This is a genomic window from Shewanella sp. SM73 (assembly GCF_025653795.1).
Lineage (GTDB): Bacteria > Pseudomonadota > Gammaproteobacteria > Enterobacterales > Shewanellaceae > Shewanella > Shewanella oncorhynchi.
This window is the reverse complement of sequence record NZ_JAKKRY010000002.1, coordinates 292,399-304,920: the sequence shown is the minus strand read 5'-3', so window position 1 is coordinate 304,920 and position 12,522 is coordinate 292,399. Positions and strand designations below refer to the sequence as shown.

The following is a 12,522-nucleotide window of genomic DNA, read 5'->3' as shown; positions in this document are numbered from 1 at the left end:
TGAAAAACTGGTATTTTGATCACATTTTCGCTAATAATGGTTATTAATAGACACAAGCAATCCCAGTATCACTAACTCTAGATAAAGATACCTATGGGACTCTGACGGTGCAAGGCGCCGTTACACAAACACAAAGGACGAAGAAGAATGAGCGTTGATATGAAGTTGGACCGTGCCCAGTTTGACGCAGTGATGGTGCCTAATTATGCGCCTGCTGCCGTGATCCCTGTTCGTGGCGAAGGAAGCCGAGTTTGGGACCAAGAGGGCAACGAGTTTATCGATTTTGCTGGCGGTATTGCGGTAAATTGCTTAGGTCACTGTCATCCAGCCCTTGTGAATGCCCTTAAGACACAAGGTGAAAAATTATGGCATCTGTCAAACGTAATGACGAATGAGCCTGCCTTGGCATTAGCGACTAAATTAGTTAATAGCACGTTTGCCGACAAAGTGTATTTTGCCAACTCTGGCGCCGAAGCCAACGAAGCCGCATTAAAACTTGCCCGTCGTTATGCCTTAGAAAAACATGGCGTTGAGAAAGATGAAATCATAGCGTTCGATAAAGCTTTCCACGGCCGTACATTCTTCACCGTCAGTGTCGGTGGACAAGCTGCCTATTCTGATGGTTTTGGTCCTAAGCCGCAGAGCATTACTCACCTGCCATTTAACGATGTTGCCGCCTTAGAAGCCGCAGTGACGGACAAAACCTGCGCCATCATGCTTGAGCCGCTGCAAGGCGAGGGCGGTATTATTGATGCCGATCCTGCATTCTTGAAAGCTGTGCGTGAACTGGCTAACAAGCACAATGCGCTAGTGATTTTTGATGAAGTGCAAACGGGTGTGGGCCGTACTGGTGAACTTTACGCTTACATGGGTACTGAAATCGTGCCTGACATTTTAACCACAGCTAAAGCACTCGGCGGTGGTTTCCCTATCGCAGCTATGCTGACAACCGCTGAGATTGCTGAACATCTAAAAGTGGGCACTCACGGTTCTACCTACGGTGGTAACCCATTAGCCTGCGCTATCGGTAATGCTGTGTTAGACGTAGTGAACACGCCTGAAGTGTTAGACGGCGTTAAACATCGCGAGCAGTTATTGCGCGATGGTTTGAACAAAATCAATGAAAAATATCATGTATTTTCAGAAGTCCGCGGTAAAGGTTTGCTCTTAGGTGCCGTTCTTAATGAACAATACCAAGGCCGTTCACGCGACTTCTTGGTGGCCTCTGTCGCTGAAGGCTTAATGAGCCTGATGGCGGGTGCTAATGTGGTACGTTTTGCTCCTTCTCTGGTGATCCCTGAGGCAGATATTGCTGAAGGTCTAGCTCGTTTTGAACGTGCTGTGGCGAGCATAGCTGCCGCCTAAATGACCAAAGGAGTGCTGAATTTATTCGCACTCCTTTTTTGTCAGGGAATACTTACGTGCATCACTGCCTGTCTTTTTGAAGAGAGGTGCCTTGATGCACGGTAAGCCAAAGTGAGGAGACACTAAGATGTTAATCATACGTCCTATTCAGGCTGGTGATTTTGAGGCCTTATATCAAATTGCCGAAGAGTCTGGTCATGGCTTTACGTCATTACCTGTGAATGCGGATCTGCTCAGACATAAAATTGCTCGAGCAGAAGCCTCATTCGTCAAAGCCGTAGAGACTCCCTTCGATGAAGGTTATCTAATGGTGCTGGAAGATACCGATACCCGTGAAGTGGTGGGAACGTGCGCCATCGAAGCGGCGGTGGGAATGGAAGATGCGTTCTACCATTATCGACTCGGTACCGAAGTCTATCATTCTGAGCAAATTGACGTGCGTAACGAGGTCGAAACACTCACCCTTTGCCATGACTACACTGGCGCTGCTGAGATGTGTACGCTGTTTTTGCGTGAAGCATATCGCAAGGGCAACAATGGCCGCATGTTATCCCGCAGTCGCTTTCTGTTTTTAGCTCAACATGCGAAGCGTTTTGGCGAAACTGTGATTGCCGAAATGCGCGGTGTGAGCGATGCCGATGGTCATTCACCTTTCTATGGCTGGCTACAAAAACACTTTTTAGGCATTGATTTTATTCAGGCAGATTATCTTTCTGGTTTGGGTAAAAAGGCATTTATGGCCGAAATGATGCCTCGAAACCCTGTCTACGTTTGTCTGTTGCCGGAAGAAGCGCAGAAAGTGATTGGCGAAGTGCATACCAATACCCGTCCCGCATTAAGTTTGCTGCAGGCCGAAGGCTTTCGATGCCGCGGTTATGTGGATATTTTTGATGGTGGTCCAACGGTTGAGTGTCGTTTATCGGACATTCGCGGCGTGCGTGAAAGTCGTTTATTGACCGTCGATATTGGTGATATGGTCGAAGCCGACACTCAATTTATTATCTCAAATACCCAATTAGCCAATTACCGAGCGACGTCTGCTGCACTGGCCGTGGACGACAAATCCGAACATATCATCATTAGCCCTGAGCTGGCAGCGGGTTTGCTACTCGCAAAAGGCGATCAAATCCGTATTTTGGCAATGTAGGAATAACCAATGACACATTATATTCAAGGCCAGTGGCATGCTGGCAAAGGTCATGACGTGACCTCAATTAACCCTGCCAATGCACAATCTATTTGGACCGGTAAAACGGCCACTGCAGAACAAGTTAATACCGCCGTTGATGCCGCGCGCGCCGCACAGTTTGATTGGTTTATGTTAGGTTTCGATGCGCGTTTAGCCATAGTTGAAGCGTATCGCACCCAACTCGAAGCCAATAAAGCGGAACTGGCTGAAACGATTGCCCAAGAAACCGGTAAACCTCAGTGGGAAACCGCGACTGAAGTCGGTGCCATGATAGGCAAAATTGCTTTATCGGCTGCGGCTTACAATAAACGTACGGGCACAGATGCCAACGATACGCCAGCAGGACGTGCGGTTATCCGCCATAAGCCCCACGGTGTTGTGGCGGTGTTCGGTCCTTACAACTTCCCTGGTCATTTGCCGAACGGCCACATAGTCCCTGCGCTGCTGGCTGGGAATACCGTGATTTTCAAACCTTCAGAGCTCACGCCTAAAGTCGCCGAGTTGATGGTCAGCCTATGGGATAAAGCGGGTCTGCCTGCTGGCGTGCTTAACTTAGTCCAAGGTGAGGTTGATACGGGTAAGGCACTGGCTTCTCACCCGCAGCTCGATGGTCTGTTCTTTACCGGTAGCTCACGTACAGGTCATTTTTTACATCAACAATATGCCGGTCATCCGGGTAAAATTTTAGCACTTGAGATGGGAGGCAATAACCCACTGATCATCAAAGGTGTGCAGGATATTAAGGCCGCAGTGCACGATATTTTGCAGTCGGCTTATATCTCATCGGGTCAACGTTGCACTTGTGCGCGCCGTTTATATGTCGAGCAGGGCGAGCAGGGCGATGCGCTGATTGCCATGTTAGTCGATGCGGTTAAACAGATTAAAGTCGGTCCTTGGAATGCGCAGCCACAACCTTTTATGGGCTCAATGATTTCTGAAACTGCCGCCAAAGGTATGGTTGCGGCGCAGGCGAATCTGCTGAGCTTAGGCGGCGTGTCTTTGGTCGAGTTGACCCATCTAGAAGCGGGTACAGGCTTAGTGTCTCCTGGCCTTATCGATGTGACAGCGATCGATGCATTGCCGGATGAAGAATACTTCGGACCTCTACTGCAGCTGGTGCGTTACAGTGATTTTGATCAAGCGATCAAATTGGCTAACCAAACGCGTTACGGCTTGTCTGCGGGATTACTTGCCGATAGCCGTGAAGATTATGATTATTTCCTCGCGCGTATTCGTGCTGGCATTGTTAACTGGAACAAACAAATCACTGGCGCATCGGGCGCGGCACCTTTTGGTGGTGTTGGGGCTTCGGGTAACCACAGAGCGAGTGCTTTCTATGCCGCCGATTACTGTGCTTATCCGGTCGCTTCGGTCGAGGCTGATGCCGTGAGTTTACCCGCGACATTAAGCCCAGGTTTGAGCTTGTAAGCGGGTAGGGATTTGACTTTTATGCGGTAAAGAATATGTGGGAAAGAGGAGGAAGGACTAATGTTCTTCCTTTTTAATAACAAGCAGTGACGTTACTTAAGTTTCTACTGTGGGTATGTGTGACGCTGCAACAGTGGCATTTAGGTCGTTACATTTAGTGTTTGCGGCAAAATAACAGCAATAACCGCAGCACAATAAAAGGAGTTTTTATGCATACCGACATCAACGCGTTATTTGCCGCCCTGTGGCAAGACTATATTCAAATGACCCCTTCTGCGGCAAAAGTGCACGCGTTGTTGGGTCATGGTAAACCGATCATCAACGACCATATTGCCCTGCGTACTTTCAATATCGCTAAGGTGAATTTGGACGTACTGGCTAAGCATTTCACTTCGTTAGGTTATGTACCTTGCGGTGATTATAAGTTTGAACAGAAAAAACTGATCGCTAAGCATTTTGAACATCCAGACTCGACTCAGCCTAAAGTGTTTATTTCTGAGTTATTGGTTGAAGAATTTAGCCCAGCGTTGCAAAAAACTATTCAAGGCTTAATTGCTCAAGTGGATGTTGCAGCGACTACCGCTGACAACTTTATTTACTCAGGCCGTCATTGGTCTTTAGATGCTAAAACCTATCAGGACTTATTAACTGAGAGTGAATATGCAGCTTGGGTTGCGGCTTTTGGTTATCGCGCTAACCATTTCACTGTGTCTATCAATCACCTCGACGGTTTTGAGACTTTAGAGTCAGTGAATGAAGCTCTGAAGCAAGCGGGCTTTGTACTCAATAGTTCAGGTGGCGAGATCAAAGGTTCGCCAGAAGTCTTGTTAGAACAGTCTTCGACTATGGCTGATAAGATTGGTGTTGAATTTACTGACGCGACAGTGGAAATCCCAAGCTGTTTTTATGAGTTTGCGCTACGTTATCCTATGGCTAATGGCGAGCTCTACACAGGCTTTGTGGCGGCATCTGCCGATAAGATTTTTGAAAGCACCAATGTGAATAAAGCCTAACGTCCTCAAATTGCTTTCTGCATAAAAAAACGCTATCAATTCGATGGCGTTTTTTATGGATATTTCAAACAAGGTATTTAATACGATTGGCATAACCTGGGGCTAGCTAAAGGTCAGCTCGATCCTCAATCCACCTAAGCGAGTGCTGTGATTAAACTGCAGTTCAATCTCGTATTGCTCGGCAATTTCTTTCACTATTGATAATCCTAAACCGTGACCCATCACTGACTCATCAAGCCTTGTTCCTCTTTGTGTGAGCTTATCTAGCTCATCATCAGCAACCCCTGGACCATCATCATCAATACAAAGGCAGAGACGCTCTTGTTGACGCGATAGCTGAATGCTGACTCGGCTCTGGGCCCATTTAAAGGCGTTGTCTAGCAGGTTGCCTAAGAGCTCCATGCCATCTTCCCTGTGAATAGGCAGTCTGAGAATATTGGGATCGAGTTCGAAATCACATTCAATGGACTTGTTGCGGTGAACCTTATTTAGCGTGTTGGCTAGGCTATGTAAATCCCTAGGGATCACCAATTGCGCTGCGGGGAGCATGTCGCCAGTGATCCTCGCGGCAGCCAGTTTACGCTCGACCATCTTGTGAATCGAATCAAGTTGTTGCTGCAGGGCAATGGCAGTTTCAGGATCTTTGAGGCCAAGAGCTTCAACCTGTTGCTGCATCACGGCAAGAGGCGTTTTGAGCCCATGGCTCAAATTACCTAAGTTATTGCGGCTACGTTCAATTTGCTTGGCTGTGTACTCAAGTAGTTCATTATAGGTTTTTGCTAATGGTTGTACTTCGGGAGGAATATTATTGAGCTCCAGCGCGTTAATTTCCCCTTGTCTTAGCCGAGAAAGTGCGTGCTGTATGTGCTTAACTGGCTTAAATGATTGACGTAGGATCAAGAATATCCCCGCGATCATAGCAACTAACATCGCCAGATTGACACCAAGCTTAGTGCCATAAACCTCGCTAAACACGCGTCTACCGATACTCAAATCTTGCGCAACGGTTAAGGTAGCGCTGACATTGGCACTGCTGGAATTTAACCCTAATGATAACAACTGCATATCGTTATTTTTTGGCCCTTTAGCTTGCCAGACGCGGGTTTGATTCGGTGCTAGTGGCTCGATATCTAACTGCATATCCCACAGGGAGCGTGAGCGAATCACTTCATTTGGCAGGTTAAGCTGAAAATAACGGCCTGAATAGGCGGGCTTGTAGAAACTGGAAAGCTGGCTTTGATCTATGCTGATCTCCCCATCGTGGATATGGGTTGCCAGCATGATATGTTCGAGATCTTCTTCTAAGCGATTGATAATAGAGTCGTGGAAGGCCTGACGTAGCATGGACTCAAACAGTATCAGCCCAATCACAGTACCTAACACGAGTAAGCCAGTTAACCATAAACTGAGCTTAGTGCGGATCGAGATCATTCAATAATGCCGTGGAAGATGTAACCTTGGCCGCGACGGGTTTCGATCGTGGTTTTACCCAGTTTCTTGCGTAGATGGGTGACATAAACCTCGACCACATTACTCTCTTTTTCATCGTCAAACTGATAGAGCTTATCGGTTAGCTGCGTCTTAGATAACAGCTTCTTAGGTGACATGAGGAAGATTTTTAACAGCCTAAATTCCATTGCTGTGAGTTCATACAGCTGCTCGGCCACTTTTACTGTTTGCTCTGCTTCATCTAAAACCACACCACCATAACTCAATTGTTTACTTGAGGTGTTTAGACGACCATGTGCACGGTGGATTAAAGCTTGGATTCGGGCCAATAATTCCTGGGCGTGGAAAGGTTTACCTAAGTAATCGTCGGCGCCAGCATTAAAACCTTCTACTTTTTCATGCCATTGGCTGCGGGCTGTCAGCATGATGACTGGAGTGCTGATCCCTTGATTTCGCCAGCCTTCGAGCAGTTCGAGGCCGTTGCCATCGGGCAAACCTATGTCTAAGATTACGCAATCGTATTGGGTTTCTTTGATCAGATAATCGGCTTCAAGCGCTTTGTCTGTAATATCGGTTACATAGCCAGCGAGTTTGAGTTGTTTCTCCAGCTCGGTGACTAGCATTGGGTTATCTTCAACGAGTAACAGTTTCATGTTTTCGACATTCGCTCGGTAGTGCTATTGATTGATCGGCTTGACCATTAGTTGCATCAATACTGAGATTAACGATTTGGCCACGCTGAACTTTGATTTGCAAATCATAGCGCCATTTATGATCTTCTTGATAGAGATGAGCATCAATTAGTTCACCTTGGCAAAATTGGTTTACTACGGCTAGTGTACCGTTTAAGGACAATATTTGCCCAGAGTTAACTAACGCCTTGGCTTGATAATGTTCTAATTCAATAGGTTCGGCATGCAAGATTATTGGATGCACCAGCGTGAATAGGCTGAAAAAACAGATTAAAAACAGCCGTTTCATTTGAGCTCCCCAATAAAAAATGGCCTAGAATTTATTCTAGGCCACTTTAATAAGGCAGGCTTAAATCAAGCTGAAGACTAACTTAACGGGTACCGTATACCACGATTGTCTTACCATGAGCTTGGATCAAATTCTGTTCTTCTAACATCTTCAAGATACGACCCACAGTTTCCCGTGAACAGCCAACGATTTGGCCTATCTCTTGACGAGTGATCTTAATCTGCATGCCATCAGGGTGTGTCATAGCATCAGGTTGTTTAGCCAGATGTAATAGAGTTTGAGCAATACGGCCTGCAACGTCTAAAAATGCAAGGTTACCCACTTTCTGGCTGGTACTTTGTAGGCGATAGGCCATTTGTGCAGACAGCTTCATCAGAATTTCAGGGTTAACTTGAATTAACTGTCTGAATTTCTTATATGAAATCTCAGCGATTTCACAAGCTTGCTTAGCACGAACCCAAGCGGTACGTTCGGCTTGTTCTTCAAACAAACCTAGTTCACCGATAAAGTCACCTTGATTCAGATAAGAAAGGATCATCTCCTTACCTTCTTCATCTTTAATCAATACCGCTACAGAACCTTTTACTATGTAATAAAGGGTATCTGAGTCTTCACCAGCATGGATAAGAGTGCTCTTTGCAGGGTACTTATGAATGTGACAGTGTGATAAAAACCATTCCAAAGTTGGATCAGGTTTTGGCTTACCAATCAGAGCCATGTTGGTGTTCCTCGATTGATTAAAACGAAAGTAAGAGTATTCTAAATAAGCATTTTACGTCAATTAAACTCACAAAAACTTGATGGAAGTCTTAGTTTAGAATAAGTGAATAAATGCAATTAACCATCTAAAATTAGAGCTTATTTTGCTACTTTAGTGATTTAAGTCAACTAAATCGATATGAAACTCGCTGGATTCACTTAACTCTGTCGAGTTAATCACATCTTACCAGTCTATTTCAGCAGTTTTATTATAGATTATGAATAAAATATGCCACTAAATTACACAATAACATGTTTCACTTTTTAAATTTGACATTCCATTTGGCTTAGCTTCCCACATTATCCTGAGGTTTGTGCGTATTTAGGCTCGACTTATGGGGTTAATTCTGGCTAACTTTGAGGGCGGTTGTTTTTAAGAGAGGTAAGCAAGTGAAATACAGATTATGGGTTTTAGGTGCAGGTTTAAGCTTAACAATAGGGCTGAGCTCTGCGGCGCACGCATTTTCTATCCCGCAGCCAGCAGCTGAACTTGCGGCCAGTAAGTTTGTGCATATTCAGGTGACGGCAGAGCAAGGTGATGCCGATGCTCAATTTTTGCTGGGATTAATGTATCTCTCTGGACGTTTTGTGTCGCAAGAAGTGCCGACTGGATTGCACTGGATCTCACTTGCCGCCGAACAACAACATGAAAAAGCGCAGCAAACCTTAGCGGATCTGTCATTTGAAGGCCAATTGATCAAGCGTGACTTGTCAGTCGCTGAGCATTGGTATAAAGGGTTGAGTGAGCAGGGCAGTCGTTGGGCTCAATTCCGTTTAGGCTTTATTTATGCGTCTGGCGGTGACGGTGTGCAGCGCAACTGCGGTAAAGCGGTCGAGCAATTTTCCCAAGTGGGTGATGATGTTGCTTTGGGCAATGTGGCGTGGATTTTAGCAACTTGTCCCGAAGCAGAATATCGTGATGGCAATAAAGCGGTCGAGTTGTCCTTAAAATTACTCAAAGTGAATGAAAACGATCCTACAAATCTTGATAATTTAGCCGCGGCTTATGCGGAGTTAGGCGATTTTGGTGCTGCTATTTCGACGCAGCAGAAAGCGATCGAAGCGTTGAAAATGAATGCTGAAATGACTAAGACTGATGAGTTTATGCTGCGGTTACAAACCTACGAGCAAAAGCGTGCCTATCGCGAAACCTTACGTTTACTCGAATAGGTATTTCTTCATCATCGCTCTCTAGTTAACTGCTATTTTTATTTTAGTATTGATTCATAAGTTTAAAAATAAAGCCTGAGTGGATACTCGGGCTTTTTGTTTTTGATTTAAGGCTCACCGAGCGCCCAAGAATCTAGGATGTGATATTCGACACCCGTGCTTGTGCTTTTTGAATGGTATAAATGCAAATTATCGGGCGTTAACGTCAGCGTATTCATACCTTTGAGTTGCAATAAAGCCGACTCATCTAGTGTCCATTGTTTTGCTTTTCTAAATAAACTGATGTGCGGGCAAAAGCTGTGCTCATTCCGATGCAATTGCAGTCGGTCGGCAATTTCTTGCGTCTGTTTAGCTAATTGCGCTAACGGCGGCTCAACGTCATCGCCTTTCAAGCAACAAACTTGGGCATTGGGCCATAAGTCGAGCTGGTTAAGCTGAGTGTTGAATCTAGGCTTAGCTAAGCGGTCAATTGCATCAAGGAGGGCGATGCGTTGCCCGTCGTCCACTTGTCCTAAAAAGCAGAGCGTTAAATGCAGATTGCTGACACTCACCGCTTTCGCCTCCGGATTGAGGTGGCAAATCAGTTGCTGCTGTAAATCACTCAGCCTTGTCATTTGTGCAGCGGTAGGCGCGAAGCCGAGAAATAGCCTTTGTTGCATCGGTTTATCGTCCTTTTGGAGGGCTTAATATGGATTATCTCAGCGAACACTTTGACGTTAAGCGCATTTGAGCGTTAATCTAGCTGTTGAATTTATCAGCTAATTTGTGACTCAAGCAGACGTTTAATTCACTGTGAGCCTATACTTAATGCACGTCGATAATACCTTAAATGGATTTTTAGGTAAGGAAGAGACTTTTCATGTCAGTAGGTTTAGCTAATCCACTCCAACAGGCTTTGGTCAGTATTTTTAGTGAATCCCCGCTAGAAACCTTAGAGCAGAATGTTGACAGAGCGCTTGAGACTATTACTTTGCAACTGCATTGTGACGGGGTATTTGTATTAACCGGAAGCCAGTCACTGGATCGTTTACGCACGCGTAATCTGTATTTAAAACCTCAATTTGCCCAAGGCCAACAAACCCGAGTCTGGCCCTTGGCACGAATGCCATTTTTTCGCTCTCTTGTCCGTACTCCGCGTCTATTAAATCTGGCTGATGTGAATACCTTACCTGCCGATGCTCAGGCTGAGCGGGCTTTATTAAGGGATTGGGACGTCAAGAGTCTATTAGTATTGCCGCCAGTCGTGTTTGGCGAAACCCGTATTGCCTTGGGGGCTGTCAATTGCTCAGAATGTTGTGAATGGAGCGAAGAGTTTATAAGTGAGTTTAATCACGCTGCTGTGATGATTGGCTCTGCGATGGAATTGACGCGTATTGCTTTGAGCATGCTTGCCTGTGAACATAAATACTGTGAAGTATTCAACCAGTTGCCCTTAGCTTGCGCCTTGTTAGATAAGCATGATCAATTGACTATGCTGAATAAAGTCGCTCTGCAAACCCTGCCAATTCAACATGGCTATGATTTATTCGACATGGTGCGTGAGGAAGAACACGCCATGCTAACCGATACCTTACATGTGGTACGAGAAGGCGTGCTCGGCCAAGCTTGGTGTGAATTACCTTTAAAATCAATTCATCAATTAACTTGGTTGAAACTGAGTTTTAGCCAGATTAGCGGCGATAAAGATACTTTAGTCATGATTGCCGAAGATGTCAGTGAAAAGTACCGCTTAGCCGATGAGTTATCCTTCCATGCCAATTATGATGCACTTACGGGTTTACCTAATCGGCTACATTTTGAAGCCCTATTAGAAAACCTACTACATGCCCACGACGATATGCCTATTTGCGTGGCATTTCTCGATTTAGACCAATTCCAAGTCATTAACAATATCAGTGGCCATCAGGCGGGCGATAAGCTGCTTTGCCAAGTCGCATTACGTTTGAAACAGCTCGTACGTAAAGGCGATATTGTTGCCCGTTTAGGGGGCGATGAGTTTGGTATTCTGATGCATTACTGCAATGTGGATTCTGCGAAACAGATTGCTAAGCGGATTTGTACCCAGTTAGCAAATCATGAGTTTATTTGGGAAAGTCGTAGTCACAATGTCAGTGTCAGTATGGGGATTGCTAGGCTAGATAAAAAATCCGCCGATATTTATACCGTCATGAGTCAAGCTGACGCTGCTTGTCGATTGGCGAAGGATCAAGGCCGAAATGGCTGGCATTTATACAGTGCGAGCGATCCTAAAATGAACCGTCTCTACACCGAGATGATGGCCTCTGTAGATATCGTCGGCGCACTCGCGTTAAACCAATTCGAGCTTTATTTTCAAAGCATAGTGCCGTTAAACCGTGAGGAAACTGGCTTACATTTAGAGATCTTACTGCGTATGGTGCAGACTAACGGCACTATAGTGTCTCCTGCTATCTTCTTACCCGCCGCCGAGCGATACAACTTGGCTTCTAAGGTTGATCTTTGGGTGATCGATAATTTGCTCAAGTGGGGTGGTAGTCATTTAGATATTTGGCAGCAATTGGATCTTGTGTCTGTGAATCTGTCGGCAACCTCTTTGGGCGATCATGAGTTTATGAATTGGCTAGAAATGCGTTTGATGGCCGAACCTGAGCTGGTGGATAAGCTTTGCATCGAGATCACAGAAACCGCGGCTGTGAGTCAGCTCGATCAAGCCACAAAGTTACTCGAGATACTTCGTCCGCTCAATTGTAAATTAGCCCTCGATGATTTTGGTGCAGGCTTTTCTAGCTTTGCTTACCTTAAGCGCCTCAATGTGGATTTTGTAAAGGTTGATGGCCAATTTGTCGTCAATATTTGCCAAGACTCTGCGGATCAGGCTATCGTAAAATCTATCTGCCAACTTGGTCAAGATATGGGGTTTGATGTGGTTGCTGAATTTGTCGAATCCCAAGAAATAGGGTGGAAATTGCAAGCCTTAGGCGTCGACTATGCTCAAGGTTACGCCATCAATAAACCGATACGCTTAGCTGAACTACAGTCAGGGCTCAGTCAACCTTGGCTCGAAAAGCGTGAGATTTTTGCTCCCTATCCACAGCTGTAATCTTGGGCATGGCAGCCTTGAGCTGTTACTTATGTCAGCACTGACTTGATAATGTTTGCTGCGAAATGGTACTCAAAGCCGATTGTTAG

The 12,522-nt window shown here is 45.5% G+C and carries 11 protein-coding genes; 6 read left to right on the top strand and 5 right to left on the bottom strand.

Features of this window, described 5'->3' with window-relative positions; genetic code table 11:
* Positions 1-147: 147 nt before the first annotated feature.
* The 4 genes from L5M51_RS04520 (at position 148) to L5M51_RS04505 (ending at position 4,995) form a co-directional block, all read left to right on the top strand.
* Entirely contained in the window at positions 148-1,365 is a 1,218-nt protein-coding gene (locus L5M51_RS04520; RefSeq protein ID WP_105250267.1) for an aspartate aminotransferase family protein, read from the top strand.
* Positions 1,366-1,492: 127 nt separating this feature from the next.
* Positions 1,493-2,512, top strand: coding sequence for an arginine N-succinyltransferase (astA, locus tag L5M51_RS04515; protein ID WP_113939140.1), 1,020 nt, complete (start codon positions 1,493-1,495; stop codon positions 2,510-2,512).
* 9 nt (positions 2,513-2,521) lie between these two features.
* Positions 2,522-3,982, top strand: coding sequence for a succinylglutamate-semialdehyde dehydrogenase (gene astD, locus L5M51_RS04510; RefSeq protein WP_263171778.1), 1,461 nt, complete (start codon positions 2,522-2,524; stop codon positions 3,980-3,982).
* A 209-nt stretch (positions 3,983-4,191) separates the two neighbouring features.
* Complete coding sequence (locus L5M51_RS04505) at positions 4,192-4,995, top strand: DUF1338 domain-containing protein (RefSeq protein WP_263171777.1); 804 nt, start codon at positions 4,192-4,194, stop codon at positions 4,993-4,995.
* Between the two features lie 102 nt (positions 4,996-5,097).
* Here the strand turns inward: L5M51_RS04505 and L5M51_RS04500 are convergent, their stop codons facing one another.
* The 4 genes from L5M51_RS04500 to crp form a co-directional block, all read right to left on the bottom strand.
* Entirely contained in the window at positions 5,098-6,426 is a 1,329-nt protein-coding gene (locus tag L5M51_RS04500; RefSeq protein ID WP_131523982.1) for an ATP-binding protein, read from the bottom strand.
* A complete protein-coding gene (locus L5M51_RS04495; protein ID WP_131523983.1) occupies positions 6,423-7,097 on the bottom strand; it encodes a response regulator transcription factor in 675 nt (224 codons plus the stop codon). The genes L5M51_RS04500 and L5M51_RS04495 overlap by 4 nt, the downstream gene beginning before the upstream one ends.
* On the bottom strand, positions 7,078-7,425 hold the full coding sequence (locus L5M51_RS04490; protein WP_105250261.1) for a PepSY domain-containing protein: 348 nt from the start codon (positions 7,423-7,425) through the stop codon (positions 7,078-7,080). Before L5M51_RS04490 ends, L5M51_RS04495 begins: the two co-directional genes overlap by 20 nt.
* 82 nt (positions 7,426-7,507) lie before the next feature.
* Positions 7,508-8,143, bottom strand: coding sequence for a cAMP-activated global transcriptional regulator CRP (crp, locus tag L5M51_RS04485; RefSeq protein ID WP_006080082.1), 636 nt, complete (start codon positions 8,141-8,143; stop codon positions 7,508-7,510).
* Between the two features lie 431 nt (positions 8,144-8,574).
* Here crp and L5M51_RS04480 point away from each other — a divergent pair, with 431 nt between their 5' ends.
* Positions 8,575-9,354, top strand: a complete 780-nt coding sequence (locus L5M51_RS04480) for a tetratricopeptide repeat protein (RefSeq protein WP_131525482.1) — start codon at positions 8,575-8,577, stop codon at positions 9,352-9,354.
* Positions 9,355-9,461: 107 nt separating this feature from the next.
* Here L5M51_RS04480 and thpR read toward each other — a convergent pair whose 3' ends face one another.
* Positions 9,462-10,013 carry an RNA 2',3'-cyclic phosphodiesterase gene (gene thpR, locus L5M51_RS04475; protein WP_263171775.1) on the bottom strand — a complete coding sequence of 184 codons (552 nt, stop codon included), beginning with the start codon at positions 10,011-10,013 and terminating at the stop codon, positions 9,462-9,464.
* Positions 10,014-10,213: 200 nt separating this feature from the next.
* On the opposite strand from thpR, the gene L5M51_RS04470 reads away from it, so the two are divergent.
* On the top strand, positions 10,214-12,433 hold the full coding sequence (locus L5M51_RS04470; protein WP_263171774.1) for a putative bifunctional diguanylate cyclase/phosphodiesterase: 2,220 nt from the start codon (positions 10,214-10,216) through the stop codon (positions 12,431-12,433).
* Positions 12,434-12,522: the final 89 nt, after the last annotated feature.